Origin of the sequence: Rhodococcus sp. 24CO (genome assembly GCF_050586165.1) — a bacterium.
In the GTDB taxonomy this organism is placed as follows: Bacteria; Actinomycetota; Actinomycetes; order Mycobacteriales; family Mycobacteriaceae; genus Rhodococcus_F.
Window position 1 is genome coordinate 184,956 of sequence record NZ_JAZFNF010000002.1, and the last position, 26,025, is coordinate 210,980.

Below are 26,025 nucleotides of genomic sequence, written 5' to 3' on the forward strand. Positions count from 1 at the left end.
CCTCAATCCTATTCGGTGGGTAGTCCGGCAAGCGTCAATCGAACCTGTGCGGCAACGATGTTCGTGAGTTCGTCAGCCGTGATCCGGTCCAATGCCGCGCGGGCTATTTCAAAGTGCAGCACGTTCGAAATCGTTCGGGCTGCGGTGGTGGTTTGGGTGGTGTGACGGGGATGGGCCTCGGCCAAGATCTCTGCAATTCGCGCTTGTAGGCGCTGCGACAGTTCCAGGCCCTCAGCCCGGAAACATTCGGTGGGCTCGCCGAACAACACTTCTCGTTGGTAGACGCCGGTGTTCTCGTCGTTTTGGCGGCTTGCGATCAACAGCGGTGAAACCAGCTCGAGTACACGGGTTTCCGTGTCTGTCGACGTGGCCTCACGTTCTTCTCCCAATTCGATCTGCTTGCGGTACTCCGCGTTGTACACCATGAGCAGTAGCTCGGCTTTGCTTGCGGCGTAACGAAAGAGAGTGCCACCGGCTACATCAGCGCGGTCGGCAATTTCTTGAGTTGTGACTGCGCTGTAGCCCTTTTCCGCGAACAGTTCGGCCGCGGCGTCGAAGATGCGTGTCTGCTTCTCGAGTTTGTTGCGTTCACGACGACCCAGCTCTTGGTCCGACTTCGTCATCCCGCTCACCTCGTCTCATTTCGGATCACGCTCATAAATGAGTGTACTCCGAAATATTGCGAGTGGCTGTCTTGCTCGTCACATCACTGCAGGCCGGCTACCCAGCGGGCAAATATGTCGCTGAAAACATCGTCCTCACACGCGTGCGCCGTGTCCGGGAAGGCGCAGTCCGGGAATCCCGAGACAATGTCGGTCAAGTCCACCCGGCAACATTGCGCCAGGAGTCCACGCAGAAGATCGGCCACCGACCAGTTCTCGACCGAGGAGGCAGCGACACCTTCGTCTTCGTAGATGTTCACGAGATCTCCGTGATGCCAGGACATCTCCTCTGCGACTAGAGCATCGGGGTTGAATTCCATCGCGCGATCGATTGCTTCGCGAAGCATCCAATGCGGATCTTCCTGTCCACGAAGGAGAATCGCAATGTCGGCCGGTGCTTTTTGCATGATGAACATCCAGGGTTTGCCGTCGGGAAAGACTCCGCCGAATCCGGCGACGTGAAACGGCAGATGGCTACTCAGGAAGTCGGTTTCGACGTTGACGTGTTGATCGTCGCCCAGGTGGATGAAGTGGCCAGATGCGATCTCTTCACCTTTGGCTTCGTCGGCCCACGTGTTGTTCCACAGATCCGTCATGCGGCTGCCGTCGGGGAAATCGAGAACCTCGAACAGGAATCCCATGGCTACGCCTGCCCGTCGAAATGCGAGCTTGTCAGACCGCTGAGTCGGCCCACCGATTGAGCTGAGGTCGCGAGGACGACTCTGCTTGTCTCGAAGCCCATTTCATCGCGTTCGGAGTCCGATCCGGTCGCGTCTCCGGCAAGCGAGAGTTCGAGTTCGACGCACTGATCGGTGCTGGAGCGGACGGAGATCGTCAATCCGAGGGTCTCGTCACTGAACGTGGGCAGCGATAGTTCCGGGTGGAAGTCGGCCGCGGCGTGGAAGAAGAATGTCGACAGTCGTTCCACGAATCCGTCGTCGGCGTGCCGGCTGAGGTACTGGTTGTATTCGTCGGGGCTCAGTAATCCCACGTCGAACACGAGGGTCGGGGCCTTGGTGTCGAACACCCGCGTCGGAACAGCGTGGCTGCGTAGGAAAACAGCGGCACCGCCGTAGCCGGGTAAGCGAAAACCTTCACGCATGTGGTGTGCTCCCGTCGCCGCGATGTCCTACACACGGTAGGCCACCGGGCCGACAAGCGCCTGGGCCTGGCGCGTCATGGGCAGGTTGGTACCACCAATTTATAGATCTGCTCGGCTTGAGTCTGCGTCGCTTCCGTGCCGTTGTTCGCGGCGAGATCCCGGATCTCTTTGGTGACCTCTTGCTCGGTGGCACCGTCTGCGATGGCGTTGCACGAGCTGAACACAATTTCCTGGATGCTTTCGTCGTCGCGATCTTGCGAGAGATCCCCGTAGGCGGTGCGGAAAGCCGCAACAAATGCAGCCAGTTTTGCCTGGTCGACCATTCCCAGATCGGCGGTGGAGGTGACGGAGCTGATTTGAACGGTCGTAGATTCGGCAATACTGCTGGTCCTGGTTTCCGTATCTGTATTCGTGTCGTCATTGCCACAGGCAGGCAGGGACACAAGGGCGCCTGCGACGATGAGTGTTGCGATCATTCGTTTCATGAGTTCTCCACCTGTCGGCCTTTCTCGCTGCATATCCCGCACATTGGAGGGCGAAACATTTTACCTGGACGGTCGTCGAATTATTCTGGTGGACAGTCTTTTTGGAAAGTCGATGTTCGTCGACGGGTTTTGGGATGGCAGAATCGGTCCATGAGTGCTCGCTTGTACCCTCCGGTGGATCCGTACGAATCGGGGATGCTCGACACCTCGGACGGGCAAACCTTGTACTGGGAGAGCGTCGGCGTACCCGCGGGTGTTCCGGTTCTGTATCTCCACGGTGGGCCGGGTTCGGGGTGCACGCTCGGCGCCAGGCGATTCTTCGATCCCGATGCTTTCCGCGCAGTCCTGTTCGATCAACGTGGTTGTGGGCGTAGCCGCCCGCTCGCGGACGGGCCCGACGTCGATCTCACGGTGAACACCACGGCCCGCATCGTCGACGATATCGAGCGCGTTCGCGAGCATCTTGGTATCGAACGATGGATCGTCACCGGTGTTTCCTGGGGCGTCAGCTTGGGACTGGTGTACGCGCAGGCGTTTCCCAACCGTGTGATCGCGATGGTATTGGGTGCGATCACCGGTGGCACCAAGACCGAAATCGAGTGGATCACCCGCGCCATGGGTAGAGTCTTCCCTCGCGAGTGGGAAGAGTTCATCGAGCCGGTACCGATGGATGAACGAGACGGAAACATCCCGGCGGCGTACGCGCGTTTGCTTGCGGATCCGAATCCTGTTGTGCGGGAGAATGCTGCGCTGCAATGGTGTCGGTGGGAAGACGTACATGTATCGCTGATGCCGGGGTGGACTCCGAGTAAACGATACGAAGATCCGGCCTTTCGCCGGGTGTTCACCCGATTGGTGACGCACTTCTGGAGCCACGACTGCTTCCTGGTGCCCAATCAGATCATGGACGGAATGCATCGTCTTTCAGAGATACCGGCGATTCTCGTACACGGGCGCTACGACGTCTCCGGTCCGCTCGATACTGCCTGGGCGATTCACCAAAGTTGGCCGGGTAGTGAATTGGTAGTCCAGGGCGACGCGGGTCACGGTGGCGGTGGATTCAACGAGGCAATGGTGGAGGCGCTGAATAAACTTGGCAGCTCCGCGAATGGTGCGTAATTTCCGTACACGTGATTTCCACTGAAGCCCGCTCGGGCAATAGTGTTCTCGGTTGTGGTGCTCAGTACGCGTTTCCCCGGTAGTAAGACCTTCGCGAAGGTTCGCGTTCTACCACCCGTTGTGAAGTTGCTACTTCTGTCGATGGTGTTGTTCAACATCGGTTTCTATCTCGTTGTACCCTTTCTCGCGGTACATCTCTCGGAAGATCTCGGCTTTGCGGCATGGATTGTCGGCCTGGTGCTCGGGCTACGCATGTTCAGTCAGCAGGGCATGTTCTTCATCGGCGGAAGCCTTGCCGACCGATTCGGTAAGCGTCCGATCATTCTGTTGGGCATCGCCGTTCGAGTAGTCGGTTTCTTGATGCTCGGATTGGCCGAGAGTATGGCCGCCGTGATTGTCGGAGTGCTCCTGGTGGGTTTTGCCGCTGCGCTCTTTGCTCCCGCGGTGGAGTCGGCCAATGCCGAATACGGCCGCGAACTCGAGACCTCGGGAGTTATGCGTCGTACCGATTTGTTTGCAGTGGAACAGATGTGCAGTCGACTGGGAACCGTGATCGGTCCGGCGCTGGGTGCTGCTCTGCTGGTGTTTCCGTTCTCGTGGACGGCGTCGGCGGCAGCCCTGTTGTTCGCGATTATGTGGGTGGGGTTCTTCGTCTGGTTTCCCCGTCCGGGCGACGCGCATGACGGTCCGGTTTCGACTTATACGCTGCGCGACGTGTGGCGAAGTGTGTTGACCAACAAAAGCTTCCTGATCTTCGCCACCCTGTGCAGCTTCCAGTTGGTTGCCTACAGCCAGCTGTACCTGATGCTTCCCGAACAACTCGAGCGCGGAATCGGTTCCCAGTCTGCGCTCGGTTGGTTCTATGTGGGCGCGGCGGTACTGGTGATAGTGGGGCAGGGGCCGACGGTTGCGGTGGCGCACCGCATTGGTCATCGCCGAGCGATCGCCTTCGGACTGGTGCTGATTTCCGGCTCGTTCCTGGTGCCGCTGGCTACCGGTGTGAGTTCTGCGGCCACGGCGTCGACGCAGATAGTCGGGCTGGCGCTCTGGATCGGACTACTCCACTTGGGTCAGATGCTGATGGTGCCACCGATGCGCGACACTATCGCGATCCTCGGCCGTGAAAGCAACCTCGGGGCGCATTTCGGCATGCTCAACACGATTGGCGGGCTGCTTGCGCTGCTGGGAACGGTGGGAGTCGGTTTTGTGTACGACCTCGTCGACAACGGCCACGCAGCGCCGGCGTCACCGTGGGTGATCGTTTCGGTCTGCGTGGCCGTGTCGGCTGTTGCGTTGTGGGTGTGGTCAGGTCGAACGAAGGCTATCGAGCCGCGATCGTCTGATTGATCTTCGCGACGAAGTCTTCCAGGACAAACGGAATGGTGAGTGGATTCGGCATGGACACCGCATCACTGACGATGGGGTCCAAGCTGATCAGGCCTCCGGACTTCACGACGTTCAAATTGGTGAACGCAGCCTGCGACTCCATCTCGGGGCGAGCCTTCTCGTAGTTGTCGAAAAGTAGGTAATCGCATTCGAGAAGGTCGTAGTTCTCGGCGGAGATCTCGTAATTCAGCTTGCCCGCAAAACGCTCCTTCAGCGCGGCGGGCGCAGTAAACCCCAACTGAGTGAGCAGCTGAGCCCTCGCGGCCTCGGGGCTGAATGCGCGCAGATTGCCGTCGCTCCACCGAATGACGAGTGCTGCAGTCTTGCCTTCGAACTGAGGGTTCTCGGCGCGAGTGCGCACGATCAGATCCTGGACGTCCTGCACCTCTTGCTTTGCCTGTTCCGGAACGCCCACTGCAGTGCCGATACGGGTTGTCACTTCCGGCCAGGGCAGAACCCAATCGGTCTGATCGGCAGCGTGGAGCACCGTCGGTGCGATTGCACTGAGCTGCTTGTACAGGTCTTCGTCGATCGCGTTGTTGACTGCGATGATCAAGTCCGGAGCCGAAGCGATAATCGTCTCGATATCGAACTCGGTGGTGGCGTTGGCCAATGGTGTCGGCTCAGCGCCCTGAACGGCCGAGTCAGCCCAGACACCGATTCCGTCGTCGGTCGAGCCCTTCCACACCGGGACCAGGACGGGCGTCAGCCCGAGGGAAAGCAGGACATCGGCGTCACCGATACCGACAGCTGCGATACGACTGGGGGCCTGCTCGATGGTGGTGGACCCGAATTTGTGATCGATCGTGACAGGGAAGGCGCCCGGTTCGGCGTGGCCGCCCTCGGCACTTGTAGCGGACTCGTCATTCGCACTGTCACCGCAGGCAGCAAGGACAAAACCTGCTGCCGTGGCGAAGGTGACCGACAACATGGCACGGCGGCTCAACATGGGGTTCACAGCTACCTCGTCCTTCAATTATTGGGGTACCCTAACCATAGTCGAGAAACTCCAGATAAAACGTCGGTACCTCCCGTCTGGGATGCTTGCGCCATGAATTCGGAACATCGCCAACTCGAGTACGGACTTCGATTCGACTGGGGCCGACCAGGAGCCGAAGCGATCGCTACTGGTGTCGACCTGGCCATTGTGGTTGATGTTCTCTCGTTCACGACGACTCTGAGCGTCGCTGCTGATGCGGGAATCGACGTCTATCCCTATTCCTGGTACGACGAGAGTGCTGCTGACTACGCCCGCGACGTCGACGCGGTTCTGGCTGTGCGACGCAGTGTGGCTTCTGAAGGCCAGATCAGTTTGTCTCCCAAGTCGATTCGCGATTCGGAACGTCCGGCACGGTTGGTATTGCCGTCCCCCAACGGGTCGACGATCGCGTTTGCGCTGGCGGCCCTTGTTCCGGTTTGTGTGGGCGCTTCGTTGAGGAATGCATCCGCCGTCGCAGATTGGGTTGTGCACGAACATGGTTCGCGATCTCGGGTGGCGATCGTTGCGTCCGGGGAGAAATGGCCCGGTGGAGAATTGCGCCCGGCGGTGGAGGATCTGTGGGGAGCGGGTGCTGTTGTCGCTGCGCTGATTGCGGCTGGCTGGAACGGGTCCGTATCGCCGGAGTCTCGGATGGCAGCGGATGCCTGGGCGGCGGTGTCGGATTCGATCGAGGACCGCCTACGAGACTGCGCCTCCGGGCGCGAGTTGATCGTTCTCGGGTTTCCACACGACGTCGCCATCGCCTCCGAACTCGACGACAGCGACACCGTACCTGTTCTCGAAGATCGTGTGTTTCGAGCTCAGCGCACCGGGCGTCGGTTGAACAGACTCCGCGCCCAGAGGTAGGAGAGGAAGGTGATCGCCACGCACCACGCGACTGCGAGAATTGCGTTGTTCCCGATCGCTTCGCCGAGAAGTAGTCCCCGGAGCGTTTCGATGATCGGAGTGAACGGCTGATACTCGGCGAACCATCTCAACACGGTCGGCATCGACTCGGTAGGTACGAATCCGCTTCCCAGGAAAGGTAAGAGGATCAACACCATTGGAAGGTTGCTTGCCGTCTCGACGCTCTTGCTGACAAGCCCGAAGGCAACGGACAACCAGATCATGGCAATCGACACCAAGATGAGTAGCGCAAACGTGGCGACCCATTCGACAACGCCGGCGCTCGGTCGGAAGCCGACGGCGACTGCCACCGCGATGACAACAACGAGGCTTACTATCGTCTGAAGGAGGCTGCCGAGAACGTGGCCCGTGAGGACAGAAGTGCGTGTGATTGCCATCGTACGGAATCGTGCGATGATCCCCGCAGTCATGTCGGTGGCAACGGAGATGGCAGTGCCCTGCGCAGCCGCTGCAACCGTCATCAGAATGATCGCCGGGGCAACATAATTGACGTATTCCGCCCGGCCGCCACCACCGCCGCCCGGGGTGAGGCCGTTCCCGAGTGTCCCGCCGAGAACGTAGACGAACAGCAACAGGAAGACGACGGGCATCCCGACCAGCATCACCGTCATCGACGGATATCGCACAATATGGCGAATACTGCGGCGCAGCATGGTTTTCGAGTCCTGATAGGCAAGAGTTGCAGTAGTCATCGCACGTCGGTCCTTTCGGTGGCGGTCAGCGTCAGGAACACGTCGTCCAGGTCCGGTGTGTGGACGGAGAGTTCCTTGACATCGATCGAGTGAGCGTCGAGTTGGTCGAGAAGAGAACGAAGTGAGCTGACGCCGCCGTCGCTGGGAACTTGCAGAACATAGGCGGCATCGTCGCGCAAGGAATGGTCGAGAATGTCTGCAGCGGAGTCGAGTTGGTCTCGGCCTGCGAAATGCAGGCGAATATGTCCGCCTGGGATGTGTCGTTTGAGTTCTGCCGCTGTTCCTTCGGCCACGATCCGGCCGTGGTCGAGTACGGCAATGTGGTCGGCCAACTGGTCGGCTTCCTCGAGGTACTGCGTTGTGAGGAAGATGGTGACACCGCCGCTCACCAACTCGCGGATGATCTGCCACATCGAGCGTCGGCTTCGAGGATCGAGGCCGGTGGTGGGCTCGTCCAGGAAGATGATTTCCGGCCGGCCGATCAATGTCATTGCAAGATCGAGCTTTCGGCGCATTCCACCCGAGTAGGTGGATGCGAGCTTTCCGGCGGAGTCGACGAGATCGAACTTCTTCAGGAGATCGTCAGTGCGAGTGCGGCGTTCGTCTGGGCTCAGGTGATGGAGGTCGGCCATGAGGAGAAGGTTCTCCTCGCCGCTGAGATAGTCGTCCACCGCCGAGAATTGTCCGGTGACACCGATGCGTGCACGCACCGCGTCGGGATCGTCGGAAGGGTTGTACCCCGCGATGCGGATGTTGCCGCTGTCTGCGGGAACAAGGGTCGAAAGGATTTCCACGATGGTGGTCTTGCCGGCGCCGTTGGGGCCGAGAAGTGCAAAGACGGTGCCACTGTCGACGGAAATGTCGATTCCGTCCAGTACCGTTTTGTCGGAGTATGACTTTGTCAGGCCCGTTGCGGTGATAGCTGGTTTGCGGGTCATCAGCGTTCCCTTTCGCTAGATTTTTGGAGGCTCCGAACGTCGAATGACGATGTCGCCGTAACTGGTATGTGCGCGGACATCCACCCTGCGCTCGGTAGATGCAGGTCCGTGGGTGGTGTTCATCTGGTTGTCGACGCGGCCGAACGAGGTATGGGCGTCGAATCGAGCGGCGGTTCCGGACCGAACTCCGATATGAATCTTCCCGGCAGCGGTTTTCGCGGAGACAACCCCACTCTCGATGCTGTCGAAGCGAATATCGCCGTTGGCTGTTGCCGCCGTGGCATCAGATTCGGCCTGCTCCACGATGACGTCACCGTTTGCCGTTTTCGCCTTGAGCGTGCCGGTGATCGCGCCGATGTTGTTGTCGCCGTTGGAGTTCTTGATGACCGCGTTGCCGTCGATGCGGCGTATGCGGATGGTTCCTGAACCGGTGCTGGCATCGACGTCACCCACGACGTGCTCGACGGTGATTGTGCCTGCCCCGGTGCTGATGTCGAGCGGTCCGGTGGTGCCGAGCGTGCATTCCCCACTCGAGAGTTTCACGCGAGATCTTCCCAGAGTGCCGGTGGCGTGGAGGCTTGCGACTGCTGCGGTGCTCTCGAGTCCCGAACCGGAGGGAAGCTGAACGGAGACGTCGACAGATCCAGTTTTGCCGAAGATACCGAGTCCACGCTGTTTCGGCGTCTTGATCTGTAGCCGTCCACCAGCGAATTCGACGCGAGTCTGTTCGGCGACGCGGATGTCGGCATCGTGAGATGAGTTGCTGGGCAGTACTTCCACGATGGTGTCGTCACGGTCGCTTGCGCTGATCCGGATATGTCCGACAGCCACGTCGATGCTCGCGATGATGGGGTCCGGTGTGCTGAATACAGGCATGGTGATACTCCCGATGATGTTGTCTTCGGTTGATGAAAGGGGTTGGTACGTAAGTGAGTCTGCTGTCAGTGCACCCAGCCGGTGAAGCTCTCGGAACCTCGGGATGGTCGTTGCCTCGGTATGTTCCGGCTCGAACTGCCTTCCAGGGCGGCCGCTGCCGAGCGGACCAGCCACGCATTGACCGATATTCCCGCCTCTCGAGCGGCTGCCTCCACCCGGTCCTTGAGTTCTTGACCCAGTCGCAGGTTAATTCGAGTCATCGCCGCGTCGTCGGACTCAGTGATGGCGCGTGGAACTGGCGTCGGTTGCTCTTCGACGTCTGCCGGAGTCGGTTCGCTGACAGCGGGTGTCACTACAAATTCGGGTTCGCGTCCCCGGAGGCGAAGATCTACCGAGCCTGGTGCGAGGTCGCGGGTGATTTCTGCGGCCGCCGCGGACAACGCGTCGAGGAGCGTGAGCCGCACTGCTGATTCCAGCGGTGCGGTCAATCGTTCGGCGAGTGCCTTTGCGTCTTCTCCGCCGGCTTCGGCGGCCACCGCGAGTTCGTGGCGAAGGTTGTCGACGTACGGTGTCAAGTCCATGGCATCACTATGGCACCACTTTGATGCCATTGCAATAGGCATGTGGCACACATTGTGATGCGTGAGGACGCCGCGGACACTTTTTCGGACTTTTCCGACTGATTTCGAATTGCTGTTTTATTCGAACAGGGTTTCGATTACGGTGGGGGAATGTTCGATCCAGGGTTGGGGAATTTCGGTATTTCAGCGCAGCTGAGTGGTGCCGAAACCGATTGTGCCCTCATCGATTTGATGGCCGAGTTGCATTCGTGTGAAGCGATGCTGGTGGAGCGGAAACTGGCGGTGGTGGCGGAGTTCTTCACTCGCCGGAGTGCCGAGCAGGTCGAGGGCGGTACGTGGACGTCGTCGGCGCACGAGTTGGCCGAATCGGAGGTCGGCGCGGTCCTGACGATGGGGCGCGCTGCGGCGGGGAAGCTCATCGGGTTGGGTTTTGCTTTGAAGACGCGGTTGCATCGCACGCGGGCGGCGATGGCCCGCGGTGAACTCGATTTCTATCGTGTCGGTTTGATCGAGTCCGCGACTGCGAATGTCAGTGACGAGTTGATCGACGAAGTCGAGCGTTTGCTCCTCGAGCAGGTTCTCGCCCCAGCAGTGGACGGTGGTATCGGGTTGACGGGCCGCCGATTGACGGCGGCGATCGACCGGATCGTGGCCCGGGTTGATCCGGAAGGACTGCGGGAGCGCCGACGCCGGGCCTTGGCGGATCGGTTTGTCGGGGTCAGTGCCGCCGAAGACGGTATGGCCCGCATCCTCGGCAGCATTCCGGCCGAACAAGCCCGTGCGTTCGACGGCAGGTTGCGGGAGTTGGCGATGTCGGTGTGCCGTCATGATTCGCGTACGTATGAGCAGCGCCGCGCGGATGCGTTGGGCGCTTTGGTGAGTGGTTCGACGGTGTTGGTGTGCGACTGCGACCGGGATGATTGCCCGCAGGACCGTAGTGGCATGGTGATCATTCGCCGGCCACTCGTGCATGTGGTGATGCACGAATCCACCTTCGCCGGCAGCGATACTCCCGGCAGCGACGAGCCCGCTCATCTCGACGGGTACGGCGTGATCAGCGCCGAGCATGCCCGCGATATCGCGAAAGACGCAGACGTTCGGGAAGCGCGGGTGCCAGAAACACCTGTGCCCGCCTCTGAGCCCACCTCGGCTTTGGTCTACCGCCCCGGCGCGGCGCTCGATACGTGGCTGCGGGTCATTGCGGGAAGTTGCCAGTGGCCGCACTGCGATGTCCCCGCCTGGAATTGCGATCTCGACCACGCAGTTCCGTTCAACCACACCGACCCCACGCAGGGCGGGAAGACGGTCGCGTCGAATCTGAGCGCGTTCTGCCGCAACCATCACCGCCTCAAGCACTCCGGCACGTGGCGGCTCGATCCGAATCCGGATCACAGCATGACGCTGACCTCGCAGACGGGGCATTGCTACCGCACGAGAGATGCCGGACCACTCACCGGCCAACAGGACCACTGCCACCGGAAGGCGGCAAACCGCGACGAACACGTTTGGAAAACAAGGCCGCCCGCATCCGAAGTGAACGCAAACACCGGCGCGTCAAGATTCAGTACCGGGCGGCAAAACATGCGGAACGAAAACGCCGGCAAGCGTTTCCGATCTCCACACCGCGAAAGCGTTTGCCTCACAAAGCCGTCGACTACGGCAACGACCCGCCGCCATTCTGAATCAAGCCATGGGAATTCTCAGCCGCTGACTCCGTCCCGGCAAGACAACAACAAGAGAACAATTGGAAGATGGATCCCATGGCACACGTACAACGATTCGACCACATCGGCATCACCGTCGCGGATCTCGACTCCGCAACGGCGTTCTTCGTCGGGCTCGGTCTCGAGCTAGAGGGCACCGGATCCGTGGAGGGTGAGTTCGTGGAGACTGTCTGCGGCATTCTGGGTGCGCACTGTCAGATCGCCATGCTGCGGCCGCCCGGCGGAGGGTCCCGGCTGGAGCTCTCGTCCTTCGTCACGCCCGACCATGTGCCCGGATCGCCCACGGCGATGGCCAACGAGCTTGGGCTGCGCAACGTGTCCTTCGAGGTCGGTGACCTTCAGGCGGCCGTCGACGCGGTGGCGGCGGACGGGTACGGGCTCATCGGCGGCATCGGCGAGTATGAGAACAGCGTGCGGATGGCCTACGTGCGTGGACCCGAAGGGATCATTGTGTCCCTGTTCGAGCAGATCGGCTGACAAGCGTGTGCCCTTCCCGCTAAGTCCGGTCGTAACCTCTCGCTCAGCAATTGGATTCCGAGCAGCTGGCACACTTGTCAGGGTGAGTCCTGCCGAACCGAACCGAACCGTCGACGTCGAATCCTGCTCTGGATTGCCGGGGTCCTTGGCATCGTTGTTGTAATCGGCGGCGTCGTTGTGGCATTCGCACCTTCGCGTTACTTGCCGTGGGATACTGCCGATTTCCCGGAAGTCGATGCGAGCAGACTCTCCTCGGATCAAGTGGGTGTGCTCGAATTACTGCGGTCCGAGCATGAGCAGGACCGTCCAGGCACCTTCTACTCCGAGGGAATTGACGAGGAATGGTGCGCTGATTTTGTCAGCTGGATCATGCGAGAAGTCGGACGCCCGCTCTCCAACCCGAACTCCGGAAGTTGGCGTATTCCAGGTGTTTACACCCTCCAGGAGTATTACCAGGGAATTGACGCCTACGCCGAGAACGACGGCAGCTACACACCTGAAATCGGCGACGTCGTGATCTACGACAGTTCCCGATGGTCCGGTCAGCACACCAACATTGTTGTATCTGTCGACGGAGACAAGGCGATTACCGTAGGCGGCAACGAGTTCGGCAAGGTTCGGGTTCACGATTTGGATTGGGCATCCGATTCTGCGGTTGTGGGTTTTGGTCTCTTTACCCCTGATTCAAGCTCGTAGTCCCGCTTGCCATAGGGATAGCCGATGGGATACCTCTACCGCCGTGCTGGCGTATTCGCCGTAATTGTTGGCGCTGGTGGGAGCTGTTTTCCCATTCCTGACGTAAGCTCCTAAGGCTAACCTAATTAACATGACTCGACTTCTTTCTCCGACCACCACCGATCGTGACTACTGGGCGATCGTGAACAACCTGACCCGACGCGGATTCTTCGGCGTCGGAGCGGGCGTTGCTGCCGCTGCATTTCTCGCCGCGTGCAGCAGTTCGGAGGGTGCGACAACCGAAAACGCGGAGACCTTCGAGTTCGCGCGCGGCGATGAGAAGCTGATCATTCCGACGGACCCGAAGACCGTGGTGGCCCTCGATCCCCGCGACGGCCTCGAGCTGTCGATCCTCGCCGGATACCCGGTGACCGCTTACCCCGCCGGCGCTGCTGAACATCTCCGTCGTGAAGTTCCCAGTGCCACAGGCGTCGAGATCTTCGCCGAAGGTGCTTCGGATCCCAACTTCGAATACATCTCGACCCTGGGGGCAGACCTGCTTGTCCTCAGCGCTGGGTGGTGGGACACCGGTTCGTACGGCAACGAGCGGATGCAGCAGATCGCGCCGGTCCTGCCGGTCGGCAAGGACTTCACTCCGGAGTGGCGGAAAGTCATGGTGGATTTCCTCATCGGTATCGGACGCAGCGATCGCGCTGAAGAAGCGCTTGCCGAGTACGACGCTCATGTTGCGCAGGTCCGCCCGACCGTTGAACCATTGATGGCCGGCAAGAAGGTCGCCTTCGTCGCCGCCGCGGAGGATCAGATCGCGTGGTTCCAGAATGATTTCCGCACGGCCGTCGCCGAGGATCTGGGGTTCGAGGTGTTGCGTGAAGGCGCCGATCTTCGCGTGATGCTCGGACCGGAACAGTTCAACCGTCTGGAAGACGCCGACGTGATCTTTGCGCTGGATCGCAGCGCCACCGGCAGCGTGTACACCTCGCCCACATGGCTGCGGCTGCCGGCGGCGCAGGCCGGTCGAGTGGTTCCGTTCGACTACTACAAGGCCGCGGGATATGCCCTGACCGCCAAGGTTCTGGTCGACGACTTGGCGGCCGGGGTCAAGCGGTAGAAACTACCGCTTCAGCAGGGCTCGGATCGCGTCGACCACGTCGGTGGGCGCCTCCTCTGCCATGAAGTGACCTGCGGACAGCGTGCGGTGCTCGAGATCGGGCGCCCACGCTTTCCACAGGGCCTCGGCGTCGTAGCCGAGCATCGAACCCCAGTCCTGCTGGATGGCAGTGACCGGCATACGTAGCTGGTTGCCCGAATCGCGATCAGCCTGATCGTGTTCGACGTCGATGCCTGCCGACGCGCGATAATCGGCAACGATCGACGGCACTGCCTCCCGTGAGGCCCGCAGGTATTCCGCCCGCACGTCAGCCGGAATCGCTTCGCGATCAGTCGTCCAGACGTCGAGAAAGTATCCGAAGAACGCGTCGGCGCTGGCGCTGATCATCTGCTCGGGGAGACCCGGTGGCTGAGCCATCAGATAGAGATGGAAGGCCACTGCGGCATTCGATCCGTGCAGGATGTCCCACATATCCAGGGTGGGCAGCACGTCCAGCGAACCGAGTTGGGTGATCACGTCCGGATGATCCAGGCCGGCTCTGATGGCAACCAATGCACCTCGATCGTGGCCGACGAGAGCGAATCTCTCGTGTCCCAGTCTCTTCGCAACCTCGACGACGTCGGCAGCCATTGTTCTTTTGGAATAGGTGTCGGGGTTTTTCTCTGCCGGCTTGTCGCTGGCTCCGTATCCGCGGAGATCCGGGCAGATGACGGTGTGATCCGACGCCAATTCGGTGGCCACGTGACGCCACATGAGGTGAGTCTGAGGGAAGCCGTGAAGAAGGACGAGCGGTGCGCCGCTTCCCCCGACCGCGACGTTGAGGCGCACGCCGTCACTGGTGGAAATCTGCTGGTAGTCGAATCCCGGAATGGTGATTGTCATCGATCGCTCTCGTTTGTCGGGGTGATGGCAATCAGCTTCGGCGCACTCGATGAGCATTCGATGAGCGCGATAGCGTGGTGACATGCGAGACCACACAGTTGGAAGCCCGGTTTTCGGAGTGCTGGGACCGGTGGTCGCATGGAATAACTCGGGAGACCTGATCGATCTGAAGGGCCCACGACACCGCGCTGTCCTCGCTCGGCTGATCGTCGCCCGCGGCCGTGTTGTTCCGGTGGACGTCATTGTCGACGACCTCTGGGTCGATCCCCCGGCCGGGGCGACCAACGCACTACGCACGTTCATTTCCGCACTGAGGCGCGCGCTCGAACCCGGGCGTCCGCCGCGAACCAAGCCGAAAGTCATTGTGACGGAAGGGCGCGGCTACGCCATTCATGGCGCACCCGACGGGGTTGATGCCGGGAAATTCGAGAGTCTGGTGCGGGAAGCCGCAGATTCATCGCCAGCGCAAACACTCGAACTGCTCCGAACCGCCCTCGAGTTGTGGCGAGGGCCAGCGTATGCGGATTTCGCCGAAGAGTCCTGGGCTCGATCGGAGCGATCACGCTTGGAGGAACTGCGTCTGACAGCCGTCGAACGTTTGGCCTCTGCCCAACTGGATCTCGGGCAGGCAACGGAAGTCATTCCCGATCTGGATGCCCATGTGACGGAACACCCTTGGCGAGAAGATGGTTGGCGACTGCTCGCTCTTGCACTCTACCGCTCCGACCGTCAGGGCAACGCCCTGGCAGTCCTGCGTCGCGCACGAAAGTTACTCGCCGAGGAACTCGGCATCGACCCTGGTCCGCGACTGACCAACCTCGAGTCCGACATCCTTCGACGCGAGGGGCATCTGGATCCTGGAGCGGCAGAACGGATCTTCACTCAGGTGTCGGCGGCGTACGACCGAACCGTAGCGGCGGGATCGAAGTCGAGATTGGAGTCCACCGTTGGCCTGCTCCGAAGTTTGGCAGTTGCCGGCGGAAGCGGACTGGAGACTGCTCGAAACCAGCGGCCGGCAATCATCAGTGCCGCTGAACAATTGGACGACGTCGAACTCACCGCACGGATTATCGGTAACTACGACGTGCCTGCCATCTGGACGCGATCCGACGATCCCGAGCAGGCTGCTCAGATCGTCGAGGCCGCTCAGCGCACCATCGATCGACTTCCTGACGGGAACGACCTCGCTCGGGCCAGACTCTTGGCGACAATCGCACTCGAATCACGCGGACTTGCCGGCGATCCCGGGCTCGAACATGCCCGCACTGCCGTTCAGATCGCCCGCTCCCTCGACGACCCCGGACTTCTTGCCTTCACTCTCAACGGGTTGTTCATACAGAGTTTCTGGCGAACTGGTCTGGCGCCAGAGCGCGACGCAATCGGGAGTGAACTGATAGCGCTCTCTGCTCGGCACGATCTGGCCACCTTCGAAATTCTCGGACATCTGGTGCGTATGCAAGCTCTCGGCGCACTCGGGCAATTTGATGCCGCCGAACAACATGCCGACGCAGTGGATCGATTGGCCGGACGGCATGAGCGTCCGTTGGCAGCGGTATTCACCACCTGGTTCCGCGCCATGCGAATTGCCGCCACAGGCGCGGACATCTCGCACTGCGAGATGCTGTACGAATCTGCGGCGATCAGTCTTTCCGGTTCCGGCATGCCCGGCCTCGAGGACGGAATTCTCCCTCTCGCAATTCTCACGCTCCGAGTCTGGCGCGGCGTGTCGGCGACCTTCGACGCCGATACGAACTGGGGCCCGTACGAACGCTGGGCTCGGCCACATCTGCTTCTCGCACAGGGGAAAGTGAACGAGGCCGCAGAAGCGGTGCGCGAGTTGCCCGACCCGCCGAAGGACCTGGTTTCCGAAGCGCTGTGGTGCCTCGTCGCAGCAGTTTCCGTCGCAGTCGGTGACCGTCAGGTTATGGAACGAGCGCGCGCTGCGCTTTTGCCTGCTGAAGGCGAAATTGCCGGCGCAGGCAGCGGAATGCTTACGGCCGGTCCCGTCTCGGACTACCTCGCGAGACTGAACAAACGCACCTGAGTTCCCTGTCCGTGGTGCCCGCGGACGGGATTCATCCGAGATGGGTGATGTCTTCCCTAAATGGGTACTCGAGACTTAGAGAGGGAAGTGCTTTCTCGTCGAAAGGAACGCTGATGACTGCTCCACCACGAGAACCCGCCGAACACCCTGTCAAGCAGGGGTTCGCGGTCGGTACGACGTTCGCGGCGGCGATTCTGCTGCTGACAGCCGGCATCGTTGCCCTGCTGCAGGGGATCGCTGCTGTCGCCGACAACAATCTGTTTGTCGTCGGAATCAACTACACCTACAAGTTCGATATCTCGACGTGGGGTTGGATCCACATCGTTCTGGGCATCATCGGAATTGTGGTGTCCCTTGGACTCTTCACGGGTGCGGTGTGGGCAAGAGCGTCGGCAATCGTGATTGCGTCACTCTCCATCATCGCGAATTTCTTGTGGCTGCCGTACTACCCGATGTGGTCGATCCTGGTGATTGCGCTTGACATCGTGGTCATTTGGGCTGTCGCAACATGGGATACCGCGTAGATCATCGCGTCAGAAACTGTGGCCCCGGCTGATTCCCCCAGTCGGGGCCACAGTCATGTCAGTGTCGATCAGTCTGGGAGTCTGCGTAATTCGGCGACGGTCAGTCCTAGCGAATCGAGCCGTGCCATGATGCTCCGCATGGCGCTGTGATCGGCAACGGGACCGTACAGGCTGGTGTAGCCACCGGCGGTTGGTGCCACACTCAATTCGGGGAACGCAGCCTTCACGCGATCCGATACTTCGCCGTCGATGAGAAATTGGTAGCGAGTGGGAGCAGTCATCGTTTCTCTCTCCCATCACACGTTGCGCATCGATTTAGTCTGTACCCATTTATTTTTGCGTTGCCGCGTGGTGAATACGTCATCCCCTACGGGTGAATGCCTGACATACGGCCACGAGGTCTCGTCGAAACAGTGTCTTCTTCAAGGTTCTCGCTTGTGTTCATCCTTTTTGTGTGAGGTCGAATCCGACTGTTTTCCCTAGTCTCTAGCGGGAGAGAGAAGAGGCCGAAATGGGTTCTGTCATCGGAGATCTGTTGCCCCTTGCATTGGGAGTGGCGATCTCGCCGATTCCGATCATCGCGGCCATCCTGATGCTCCTGTCCAAGCGGGCAGGAAGTACCAGCATCGGGTTCGCCTTGGGTTGGTTACTCGGAATCGTCATTGCAACAGTAATATTCGTTCTCCTGTCGAATCAATTGGAGAAATCCACCGATTCTTCGGCCGGTGTTTCGTGGATCAAGATCGCCCTGGGTGTTCTCCTGCTTGCGTTCGGCGTCAAGCAGTGGCGCGGACGCGGCGGTGAACATGAGAGTCCCAAATGGATGCAGGCCATTGACGATATGACTGCAGCCAAGGGATTCGGACTCGGCTTCGCGCTGGCCGCCGTCAACCCGAAAAATCTGATGATGTGTATCGCCGCAGGTATCTCGATTGGCGCTGCATCGCTACCGACCGGGCAGATAGTCATTGCTGTCGCGGTTTTCACCGTCATCGCGGCATCGACCGTCTGCCTACCCGTGATCGGGTATCTGATCGCGGCGGATCGTTTGCGCGAACCGCTGGCCGAGCTGAAGGTCTGGCTGCAGGCGAACAACGCGACAGTGATGAGCGTACTGATCCTGGTCATCGGAGTTGTGCTGATCGGCAAGGGAATCGGCGGATTCTGACCGAGCGGAGGTAGTCATGGGGTCGTTGTTGCTACAGCAGATTCCGCTGGCGCTCGGTATCATCATGAGCCCACTGGCGATAGTGGCTGTAGTCGCAGTGTTGTTCTCCGAGCGAGCACGGATCAACAGCATCGCGTATCTCGTCGGATGGTTCCTCGGAATCATTGTGTCGCTGGCCGTCTCGTTTGCAATTTTGACAGCGCTGGAAGTTCATCAGCGGACACACCCGCCGCTATGGGTACCTATCCTGCACTTGATTCTCGGAACGGTGCTTCTGGGCGGTGCCTGGTTCGTGTACACCCGGAGTCATCGGCGGATGCAGGCGATGGCGGCGGCAACCGGACCCGGTGATATTGCCGCTGCGGCCCCTCAATTGCCGAAGATGCTGCAGTCGGTCGAGAACTTCTCACCGGTGCGCTCCGGTGTTCTCGGCTTTGCACTCTTCGTCCTCAATCCCATCGACATGTCCTGTGCCATAGCGGCGGCCATGAATTTTCGATTGAGCAGCGCAGCACCGTCCGCGGAGTGGGCTTCCGCCGTTGTGTTCGCGCTGGTATCGGCGAGTTCGGTCGCAGTTCCGGTCGCGCTGCTCCTGATCAAGAAGGAGAAGGCAACAGAGCCGTTGCAGCGAATTCGGACGTGGATCGCCACCAATACCCATCTGCTGAACGTCGGCCTCCTGATCTTGATCTCGGCAATGCAGATAAGCAAAGGGATCCAAGGACTATGAGCACTCGACACACTCACACCCCGCTTCTCTTCGGTTCGTTGGCCGGCTATCAACGTGCGTGGCTTCGGCCCGACATCATCGCCGGGCTCACGGTCTGGGCAGTGCTGGTGCCGGAAGCCCTGGCATACGCCACCATTGCCGGCGTCCCACCCGTTGTCGGACTTTACGCAGCAGTGCCCGCGCTGGTTCTCTATGCGGCTGCTGGTAGTTCACGTCACCTTGTCGTCGGTCCGATGTCGGCAACTGCGGCACTGTCCGCGGCATTGATCGCTCCATTTGCCGGTGGCGACGACTCACGTTTTGTCGCCCTGTCGGTTGGACTTGCCGTCGTCACCGGTCTGGTCGGGTTGCTCGCCGGATTTGTGCGGCTGGGATTCATCGCCTCGTTCATCTCCGAACCGGTGCTCAAGGGGTTCATCGTCGGATTGGCGCTGACCATCATCATCGGGCAGGTTCCGAAGCTGCTTGGCGTCGAGAAGGGCGAAGGTAATTTCTTCGTCCAAGCCGCGGCCGTGGTGCGGGAGTTGGGGAGCGCCGACGGACTCACGGTCTTCGTCGGATTACTCAGCCTGGCTTTGGTGTTGGCGGTCAAGAGGTGGTTACCGCTGGTTCCAGGGTCACTCCTGGTCGTTCTGCTGGGCATCACGGCGGTTGCACTGTTCGGCCTCGACGATCGCGGCATCGACATCGTCGGCCACATCGACGCGGGGCTGCCGAGCGTTGGGTTGCCGGAGGGAATGCGAGCCGAGGATTACCTGGACTTGATCGGGCCCGCCATCGGAGTACTGCTCATCGGTTTCGCCGAAGGTCTTGGCGCGGCCAAGACTTACGCGGCGAAGGCCGGTTACACCGTGAACGCGAACCGGGAACTGACTGGACTCGGTGCCGCGAACTTGGGATCCGGCCTGTGCTCGGGGATGGTGGTCAACGGCAGTCTTTCCAAGACCGCAGTCAATGGTGGGGCCGGAGCCAAGACACAGGTCAGTGGGCTCACGGTTGCAGTGCTGACGGTGCTGACGCTTCTCTTTCTCACCGGGTTGTTCGAGAAACTGCCCGAAGCGACACTCGCTGCCGTGGTGATCGCCGCGGTGGTCGAGCTGGTCGACTTCGCCTCTCTCGCAGCGCTGTACCGGGTGTGGACCAAACGACTGGGCAGCATCTACGGCGTAGCGGCACGCGCCGATTTCGCGGCAGCCATAGCGGCTATGTTCGGTGTGCTGCTCTTCGACACGTTGCCGGGTTTGATCATCGGAATCGCCGTGTCGATGTTGCTGCTTCTGTACCGCGTCTCCAAACCGCATGTGGCGGAACTGGCCAAGAGCGGCTCGCGATGGGTGGATATCGCGTCTCATCCGGAATTGCACCCGTCCGACGGGGTGATCGTCGTGCGGGTGGAAGCCGGCCTGTTCTTTGCCAACGCCGATCATGTTCGAGATCGGATCGACGATCTTGTCACCGACAGTACGTCCATGATCATCCTCGACGCCGAGACGTCACCGTTCATCGATGTGAGCGGTGCGCAAATGCTCGAGCAGTTGCGGGATTCGCTGGCACGAAAGAACATCGTGTTCCGGGTCGCGCGCGACGTGGGGCAGTTCGGGGACGTTCTTGCCGGTACGCCTGGTGGTGGTGTGAAACTCGATGTCTACCAGAGCGTTGCGGAAGCCATGGCTGATCGCAATGATCGCCGGAGTTCATGATCCTCGAAGCCAACGCCCCAATGGTCCGTCGTCTTTGGCAATTGATCCCACGATCGTTCCGGCGATGACAACAATCGCGGAGAAGACGAACAGCCAACTGATGAGCGTGAACATCACTCCGAGAAGACCGAATTGGTCTTGCGATGTGCGTGTGATCCGCGGAAGAAAGAGGGTGCTGGCAACGTGAAGGGCACTCAGACCGGTGGCCGTCAACAGTCCTGAGCCGATGCACATACGGGTGGTCATCCGGTTGGCTGTCAGCAGCATCGGAACCAATGTCCAGACCAGTGCCCATACGCCGTAGACGGCCACGAATCCGAGCAATTGACCTACTGCGGGAATCGAATCCAACTTGTGGCACACCGCGGCGATGACCACGGAACCTGCGATGACAAAAACGACGGCGAGCCACCGCCAGGCTTGTCGGAGCGTCGCAATCGGCACGCGCCAGATCCGCCCGTACATCCGACCCAGTGCTCGGGCGTACGACGTCGAACTGATCAACAGCATCAGCAGACCCACGATGCCGAAAGCTGTCGCGGATCCGGTGGTGACATCGCTCGGTGGAAATTCGGCGCCGAGATTGTCGCGCGCAGCGTCCGAGAGTGGTTTCAGTTGTTGAAGGGTTGATGCGGCGATCATCACCGGCAGTAGGGATGTGAATGCCTGTGCCGCAAGGGTCATCGCGCTGTCCACCAACCCGACTTCGACGATGTCGAACGTAACACGCGATGCGAGCCGACGACGTGGTGTGACGGTTACCCACACCTTCATGCGGTCGCGGGTGGTGTTGTAGATCTGTGGGGGCAACTGTATGCGCATCGAGCGGCGCGTCTGCTCAGATGAGTCCGCCACGCCGCGCGGCTTTCAGAGCGTCGCGACGATTACTGACGTCGAGTTTGCGGTAGATCCCGCGCAGGTGGGTTTTGATGGTGTTGACCGAGAGGAACAGGGTTTCCGCGATCGATTCCGTGGTGTCGCCCGAAGCGAGTTCGCGCAGCACTGTGTACTCGCCCGGGGTCAGAATCGGAGCGATGGCCAGTTCATGTGGTTGCAGGTGTGACCGTACGTGTTCGGCAAAGAGTTCTTGGTCTCCGAAATGGCCGGTGAAATCATCAAGGATTTCGCGCAGAGCATGACCGTAGTCGAGGAAAGGGCGCAGAATGTTTCCGTGCTGGGCGGATCGTAATGCGTCGTGCAGTGATCGAAATGCCTTGCGTGGTTGGTGATTGGCGGAATGAATGACGGATTGCAACACCGACGTGTAGACGCCATGAGCGAGTAATGGGCGTTCGGGTGATTCCACAGCGGCGGTCAACTCGGCCTGCGCTTCGGTGAGCCTGCCGCCGGCCAGCCGCAGCGACGACAACGCCAAGTGTGCCTCGGTGGTAGCTCCGAATTGCTGAGATGCGTCGTGTATCAGCCGGCTTGCCCAGTCCAATTCGCCCACCGAGAGGCAGACGCTGACCACTGTGGGTAGTAGTGCGGATGTCGCGATCGGGAAGGTCCCCAGTTCGATGGCTTTGATCATGGCATCACGGATGTCCGCCGCAGTCGAGCGTCGATCGTCTGAGGTGTCGAGTCGACGCAACCCGAAAGTGATGACACTGTGCCAACCGAAGGCGGGCATGCTGACGCCGAGAACATCTGCCTGGCGGCAGTTTTCGATGGTGGGGATCCGATACGGGTGATCCGGTGAATTGCAGAGATATGCGCCAAGTGCTGCTACCGATGTTGCCAACTCGTATTCTGCGGTGCCCATGAGATTGTGCTCGGCAGCGTAGGCGAGGGCGTGTGTGATGTGGGCGATCATCGCTTCGATGTCGCCGTTCATGGCGGCAGAGAACCCGATACCGGTGAGGGCCCTCAGCACTAAACTGCTTCGACCACGAAGCATTCCGAGTGCGGCGGCCTCGGTGTATTCGGTGCTTGCGCGCTCGAAGTCACGGTCGAGGAAGTATCCGGTCGCAGTTTGCAGGTGTGCAAACGCTTCGATATCGGAGTGAGTGCTGCGTTGGCGTTCGGCGTGCCGGGCGAATGCGGTGTCGAAACCCGCCCCGGCGTACAGAGCCTGCAGCTTCAACGCGTAGAACAGCGGATCGCGATCCAGCCCGGGTGACGCAGTTTCGAGGAAATTCAGGTAGGTCCTGGCGGTAGTCACGTCACCGCTGTGGAGGGCTGAGACGGCGAGGAGCATTCGAGTGCGTGGTGACTCGGATACGAGAGTAGGTACCGACTCGAGTATTCGGGTCAGATCGCTGCTGTATCCGTCAAGAACGAGCCCGAGTCCGCAGCGATCGAGGAAGGCGATAATACGTTCCGGATCACCGATGGAGGCTTCGAGTTCGAGTGCTTCGAGTTCGTGTTGATGTGCCTCGAACCACGTTGCGGCCTCATGATGCGCTCGGAGGCGTTCGTTCTGGTCGACCCGGCGAAACTCTGCGCGAAGGTGTTCGCGCAGCAGTGGATGGTAGCTGAACCATGTTGTGTGATCGGTTGAATCGGTGCGAGTGAGTGGCAAATTGAACTGAATCAGTGTGTCGATTTCCGTCACGGCGTCTTCGTCGGTGAGCGCCTCTGCCAAGTCGACGGAAAATGCTTCGGCCACAGAGGTCTTGAGCATGAAGCTCGTGAGATGTGTGGGGAGTGCGGCCAAGACCTCGTCTACCAGGAAATCGGCGACCGGCCTGGGGGTGTGTGTGAACTCGTCGACGGCGACCGCGGTGTCACCTCGTCCGGCGAGATAGGTGGCAGCCAACCGAACCACGGCGCCCCATCCTTTGGTGAACGATTCGATGAGCGCAAGTTGTCGTTGGTCCAGTTCGATGTCGTATTCGCCTAACAGCACGCTGATTTCGTCGCTGTCGAAAGCGAGATCATGTGCTTCGAATCGAGTCAGACGACCGTCGAGGGCTAGTCGATGCCAGGTCAACGGAGGTTCGTACCTAGCCGCGAGAACGATCGTGAGGTTTGGTGGTGCATCCGCAAGAACCTGGTCGAGGGTGCTGATCGACATCGGATCGTGAAGGGCATGAACGTCGTCGAGAATCAGCGTGATCGATTGTCCGCTGGCCTCGATCGCTTTCATGAAGCGGGAGTGCCAGAACTGCGTCGGTGCACCGCATGCGACGGGTTCGACATGCGCGGCCAGTGCTTCGGCGAGGGAGGTGCACAACACTTGCGCGTTGTTCTCACGCTCCGCCAATGTCAGCCAGGAAACTGCTGCAGGGGACTGTTTACGAGCCCAGTCGGCCAGCAGCAGTGTCTTGCCTGCCCCAGCAGGGGCGCACAGTAGGTTCACCGCGCGAGCGTGATGTGCCGCAGAGAGCTTTCGATGCAGGCGCGGCCGCGAGATGACGTTGGAGATCGCCGAAGGGGGACGGAAGCGGTTCTCGTTTTCGCGCGCGGCTATACCTGGGCTCGACAATCTGGCCGTCGAAACGGATGCACGAACCGAGCTGCTCATCAAACTCCTGAGTTGGTGAGTGCGACGCGGTGTAGTCCCATTACGGCAATTACCCAAACCGGACGTTTGCTAATCAGCGGGAGTGAAGATGGTGACCAAGGTCCCGGCGGGAGGTGTATCGGCCGTTTCCGGTTGTGGAACCCGGTTGTGGAACCCGGTTGTGGAACACTGTGAACGGTGAATCGGCTGTCGGGAATCGTTCTTGCTGCAGGCGTTGTTCTTGCCGTGGCTGGTTGTGGTTCGACGGTGTCACCTGCAACTTCGCCTTCGGCGTCCGTCGATACTGCCGCAGCGTCCACGTCATCAGAGCCATCGGTTGCCCCGGCTCGCTCGACTCCTGAATCCGAGCGGGCGCTGATCGCGGCCACCAAAGCCAACGACGTGGAGACGGCAACCGCCCTGATCCTTGCCGGTGCCGACGTGAACGCCAAGGATTCCATTCAGGATTCGGCCTACCTGTACGCCGGAGCGGAAGGTTTGAACGAGATTCTCGCGTTGACGCTCAGTCACGGAGCGGATGTCCACAGTGTCAACCGATTCGGTGGCACCGCATTGATTCCCGCCAGCGAGCACGCGCACGTCGACACGGTTCGGATGCTGATTGCGGCGGGAGTACCTGTCAATCACATCAACGACCCGGGGTGGACGGCCCTGCTCGAGGCTGTTGTCTACGGAGACGGTTCGCCGCGCTACCTCGATGTGATCACGCAACTGCTCGACGCCGGGGCGGATCAGGAGATCAGGGACGCACGCGGACGGACAGCGTTGGAGAACGCGCAGAATCTGGGGCAGGCCGATGTTGTTGCGCTGCTGACTTCTCGGCGCTGACGCAACCCCAGGGAGTTCGGACTCGTCGGTTTTCATCGGCGGAATAGGGGTATTCCCGCTGGGCAAAGATGTCCCGCCCGATGTGATCGCCCATCCGACTCGAAGGAAACACATGAAGATTTCTCGTGTATTCACCGCAGTTCTGTCGGTAGTGGTGGTGTCGAGTGCCGGAGTGATTCTCGGTTCCGGTGGCGCGAGTGCCGCGCCCCAGCCAACTGTGGTCCTGGTCCACGGGGCTTTTGCCGACGCTACAAGCTGGGACGGTGTGGCCGCCGATTTACGTTCGCGAGGCTATGAGGTTGTGACTCCGGATAATCCGCTCCGGGGGCCGTCGTACGACTCGGCAGTGATCGAGAAGACCGTCGCGGATATCGACGGTCCCGTAGTTTTGGTCGGGCATTCATACGGCGGCGCCGTGATCACCAATGTGCACGATCCCAAGGTGCAGTCGATGGTGTACATCGCGGCTTTTGCTCCGGTGGAGGGTGAGCCGGTTCAGATCACGATCGACCCCATTCGGTTCCCGGGTAGCCAACTGCTACCTCCCGCACTGGGGTTGAAGATCGTCGACGACGCTCACGCGATTGGTGGTAAGAACGTCGACGGATATGTGACCGACGAGTATTTCCATTCGGTTTTCGCGCAAGATGTTTCGGACGAGACGGCGGCAACGATGTTGGCGCATCAAAAGTCTGCGGCGCTGTGGGCAAACCTTGAACTCGGCGGTCCGCCGTCCTGGGTGAACACACCGACGTGGTACCTCGTGGCTGGTAACGATCGGGTGATTCCGGCTACCGCACAACGGTTCATGGCGAACCGGATGGGCGCGACCACCAGCGAACTCCCGACCTCTCACGCTTCGCTGGTCTCGCAGCCGGGTGCGGTCGCAGACGTGATCGTGGCGGCCGCTCACAGTTAGTGTGCGACCGCC

The 26,025-nt window shown here is 60.4% G+C and carries 27 protein-coding genes; 14 read left to right on the forward strand and 13 right to left on the reverse strand.

All coding sequences use genetic code 11. The features are described from left to right. Positions 1 to 8: 8 nt before the first annotated feature. The 4 genes from V2B23_RS05040 to V2B23_RS05055 form a co-directional block, all read right to left on the reverse strand. Entirely contained in the window at positions 9 to 623 is a 615-nt protein-coding gene (locus V2B23_RS05040) for a TetR/AcrR family transcriptional regulator (RefSeq protein WP_430949344.1), read from the reverse strand. Between the two features lie 83 nt (positions 624 to 706). After that, a complete protein-coding gene (locus V2B23_RS05045; protein ID WP_430949345.1) occupies positions 707 to 1,303 on the reverse strand; it encodes a hypothetical protein in 597 nt (198 codons plus the stop codon). A 2-nt stretch (positions 1,304 to 1,305) separates the two neighbouring features. Then, entirely contained in the window at positions 1,306 to 1,764 is a 459-nt protein-coding gene (locus tag V2B23_RS05050) for a hypothetical protein (RefSeq protein ID WP_430949346.1), read from the reverse strand. Positions 1,765 to 1,838: 74 nt separating this feature from the next. Continuing rightward, the gene (locus V2B23_RS05055; RefSeq protein ID WP_430949347.1) at positions 1,839 to 2,249 is read right to left on the reverse strand and encodes a hypothetical protein; all 411 of its coding nucleotides are present in this window, start codon (positions 2,247 to 2,249) and stop codon (positions 1,839 to 1,841) included. Positions 2,250 to 2,399: 150 nt separating this feature from the next. Between V2B23_RS05055 and pip the strand changes: the two genes are divergently transcribed. Both pip and V2B23_RS05065 read left to right on the forward strand, forming a co-directional pair. Continuing rightward, on the forward strand, positions 2,400 to 3,368 hold the full coding sequence (pip, locus tag V2B23_RS05060; protein ID WP_430949348.1) for a prolyl aminopeptidase: 969 nt from the start codon (positions 2,400 to 2,402) through the stop codon (positions 3,366 to 3,368). Positions 3,369 to 3,422: 54 nt separating this feature from the next. Further along, complete coding sequence (locus V2B23_RS05065; RefSeq protein WP_430949349.1) at positions 3,423 to 4,715, forward strand: MFS transporter; 1,293 nt, start codon at positions 3,423 to 3,425, stop codon at positions 4,713 to 4,715. Here V2B23_RS05065 and V2B23_RS05070 read toward each other — a convergent pair. Beyond that, positions 4,690 to 5,703: an ABC transporter substrate-binding protein gene (locus V2B23_RS05070; RefSeq protein ID WP_430949732.1), complete on the reverse strand. Its 1,014-nt coding sequence runs from the start codon at positions 5,701 to 5,703 to the stop codon at positions 4,690 to 4,692. The two genes, V2B23_RS05065 and V2B23_RS05070, sit on opposite strands and share 26 nt — an antisense overlap. A 102-nt stretch (positions 5,704 to 5,805) precedes the next feature. Between V2B23_RS05070 and V2B23_RS05075 the strand changes: the two genes are divergently transcribed. Further along, the gene (locus V2B23_RS05075; RefSeq protein WP_430949350.1) at positions 5,806 to 6,600 is read left to right on the forward strand and encodes a 2-phosphosulfolactate phosphatase; all 795 of its coding nucleotides are present in this window, start codon (positions 5,806 to 5,808) and stop codon (positions 6,598 to 6,600) included. Here V2B23_RS05075 and V2B23_RS05080 read toward each other — a convergent pair. The 4 genes from V2B23_RS05080 to V2B23_RS05095 all read right to left on the reverse strand — a co-directional run bounded on the left by V2B23_RS05080 (position 6,555) and on the right by V2B23_RS05095 (position 9,747). Next, positions 6,555 to 7,352, reverse strand: coding sequence for an ABC transporter permease (locus tag V2B23_RS05080; protein WP_045065608.1), 798 nt, complete (start codon positions 7,350 to 7,352; stop codon positions 6,555 to 6,557). The two genes, V2B23_RS05075 and V2B23_RS05080, sit on opposite strands and share 46 nt — an antisense overlap. Next, a complete protein-coding gene (locus V2B23_RS05085; RefSeq protein ID WP_430949351.1) occupies positions 7,349 to 8,290 on the reverse strand; it encodes an ATP-binding cassette domain-containing protein in 942 nt (313 codons plus the stop codon). Before V2B23_RS05085 ends, V2B23_RS05080 begins: the two co-directional genes overlap by 4 nt. Before the next feature lie 15 nt (positions 8,291 to 8,305). Next, the gene (locus V2B23_RS05090; RefSeq protein WP_430949352.1) at positions 8,306 to 9,166 is read right to left on the reverse strand and encodes a DUF4097 family beta strand repeat-containing protein; all 861 of its coding nucleotides are present in this window, start codon (positions 9,164 to 9,166) and stop codon (positions 8,306 to 8,308) included. 65 nt (positions 9,167 to 9,231) lie between these two features. Further along, positions 9,232 to 9,747 carry a toxin-antitoxin system HicB family antitoxin gene (locus V2B23_RS05095; protein WP_430949353.1) on the reverse strand — a complete coding sequence of 172 codons (516 nt, stop codon included), beginning with the start codon at positions 9,745 to 9,747 and terminating at the stop codon, positions 9,232 to 9,234. 150 nt (positions 9,748 to 9,897) lie between these two features. Between V2B23_RS05095 and V2B23_RS05100 the strand changes: the two genes are divergently transcribed. The 4 genes from V2B23_RS05100 (at position 9,898) to V2B23_RS05115 (ending at position 13,752) form a co-directional block, all read left to right on the forward strand. Then, positions 9,898 to 11,601, forward strand: a complete 1,704-nt coding sequence (locus tag V2B23_RS05100) for a DUF222 domain-containing protein (protein ID WP_430949354.1) — start codon at positions 9,898 to 9,900, stop codon at positions 11,599 to 11,601. Further along, positions 11,508 to 11,948: a VOC family protein gene (locus V2B23_RS05105; RefSeq protein ID WP_430949355.1), complete on the forward strand. Its 441-nt coding sequence runs from the start codon at positions 11,508 to 11,510 to the stop codon at positions 11,946 to 11,948. The genes V2B23_RS05100 and V2B23_RS05105 overlap by 94 nt, the downstream gene beginning before the upstream one ends. 120 nt (positions 11,949 to 12,068) lie before the next feature. Next, complete coding sequence (locus V2B23_RS05110; protein WP_430949733.1) at positions 12,069 to 12,644, forward strand: CHAP domain-containing protein; 576 nt, start codon at positions 12,069 to 12,071, stop codon at positions 12,642 to 12,644. A gap of 130 nt (positions 12,645 to 12,774) precedes the next feature. Further along, positions 12,775 to 13,752 carry an ABC transporter substrate-binding protein gene (locus V2B23_RS05115; RefSeq protein ID WP_430949356.1) on the forward strand — a complete coding sequence of 326 codons (978 nt, stop codon included), beginning with the start codon at positions 12,775 to 12,777 and terminating at the stop codon, positions 13,750 to 13,752. Between the two features lie 3 nt (positions 13,753 to 13,755). On the opposite strand, the gene V2B23_RS05120 is transcribed toward V2B23_RS05115, so the two are convergent. Beyond that, on the reverse strand, positions 13,756 to 14,634 hold the full coding sequence (locus tag V2B23_RS05120; RefSeq protein ID WP_430949357.1) for an alpha/beta fold hydrolase: 879 nt from the start codon (positions 14,632 to 14,634) through the stop codon (positions 13,756 to 13,758). A gap of 82 nt (positions 14,635 to 14,716) precedes the next feature. Here V2B23_RS05120 and V2B23_RS05125 point away from each other — a divergent pair, with 82 nt between their 5' ends. Further along, positions 14,717 to 16,678 carry an AfsR/SARP family transcriptional regulator gene (locus V2B23_RS05125; protein WP_430949358.1) on the forward strand — a complete coding sequence of 654 codons (1,962 nt, stop codon included), beginning with the start codon at positions 14,717 to 14,719 and terminating at the stop codon, positions 16,676 to 16,678. A gap of 113 nt (positions 16,679 to 16,791) precedes the next feature. Beyond that, positions 16,792 to 17,202 carry a DUF7144 family membrane protein gene (locus V2B23_RS05130; protein WP_033233710.1) on the forward strand — a complete coding sequence of 137 codons (411 nt, stop codon included), beginning with the start codon at positions 16,792 to 16,794 and terminating at the stop codon, positions 17,200 to 17,202. 68 nt (positions 17,203 to 17,270) lie between these two features. Here V2B23_RS05130 and V2B23_RS05135 read toward each other — a convergent pair whose 3' ends face one another. Then, positions 17,271 to 17,483 (reverse strand): hypothetical protein, encoded by a 213-nt coding sequence (locus V2B23_RS05135; RefSeq protein WP_045065598.1) that lies wholly within the window; start codon positions 17,481 to 17,483, stop codon positions 17,271 to 17,273. Between the two features lie 230 nt (positions 17,484 to 17,713). On the opposite strand from V2B23_RS05135, the gene V2B23_RS05140 reads away from it, so the two are divergent. From V2B23_RS05140 to V2B23_RS05150, 3 genes are read left to right on the forward strand one after another with little or no spacing between them, the layout of a single operon-like run. Beyond that, complete coding sequence (locus V2B23_RS05140; protein ID WP_430949359.1) at positions 17,714 to 18,370, forward strand: GAP family protein; 657 nt, start codon at positions 17,714 to 17,716, stop codon at positions 18,368 to 18,370. A 16-nt stretch (positions 18,371 to 18,386) separates the two neighbouring features. Then, positions 18,387 to 19,100 carry a GAP family protein gene (locus V2B23_RS05145; protein ID WP_430949360.1) on the forward strand — a complete coding sequence of 238 codons (714 nt, stop codon included), beginning with the start codon at positions 18,387 to 18,389 and terminating at the stop codon, positions 19,098 to 19,100. Further along, positions 19,097 to 20,800 (forward strand): SulP family inorganic anion transporter, encoded by a 1,704-nt coding sequence (locus V2B23_RS05150; protein WP_430949361.1) that lies wholly within the window; start codon positions 19,097 to 19,099, stop codon positions 20,798 to 20,800. Before V2B23_RS05145 ends, V2B23_RS05150 begins: the two co-directional genes overlap by 4 nt. Here V2B23_RS05150 and V2B23_RS05155 read toward each other — a convergent pair. Together V2B23_RS05155 and V2B23_RS05160 are read right to left on the reverse strand one after the other, a co-directional pair. Further along, complete coding sequence (locus V2B23_RS05155; protein ID WP_430949362.1) at positions 20,795 to 21,622, reverse strand: hypothetical protein; 828 nt, start codon at positions 21,620 to 21,622, stop codon at positions 20,795 to 20,797. The two genes, V2B23_RS05150 and V2B23_RS05155, sit on opposite strands and share 6 nt — an antisense overlap. 16 nt (positions 21,623 to 21,638) lie before the next feature. Then, positions 21,639 to 24,266, reverse strand: a complete 2,628-nt coding sequence (locus V2B23_RS05160; RefSeq protein WP_430949363.1) for a LuxR C-terminal-related transcriptional regulator — start codon at positions 24,264 to 24,266, stop codon at positions 21,639 to 21,641. 177 nt (positions 24,267 to 24,443) lie between these two features. Here V2B23_RS05160 and V2B23_RS05165 point away from each other — a divergent pair, with 177 nt between their 5' ends. Continuing rightward, positions 24,444 to 25,094 (forward strand): ankyrin repeat domain-containing protein, encoded by a 651-nt coding sequence (locus V2B23_RS05165; RefSeq protein ID WP_430949364.1) that lies wholly within the window; start codon positions 24,444 to 24,446, stop codon positions 25,092 to 25,094. 112 nt (positions 25,095 to 25,206) lie between these two features. Next, positions 25,207 to 26,013 carry an alpha/beta fold hydrolase gene (locus V2B23_RS05170; RefSeq protein WP_430949365.1) on the forward strand — a complete coding sequence of 269 codons (807 nt, stop codon included), beginning with the start codon at positions 25,207 to 25,209 and terminating at the stop codon, positions 26,011 to 26,013. The last annotated feature ends 12 nt before the right edge of the window (positions 26,014 to 26,025 follow it).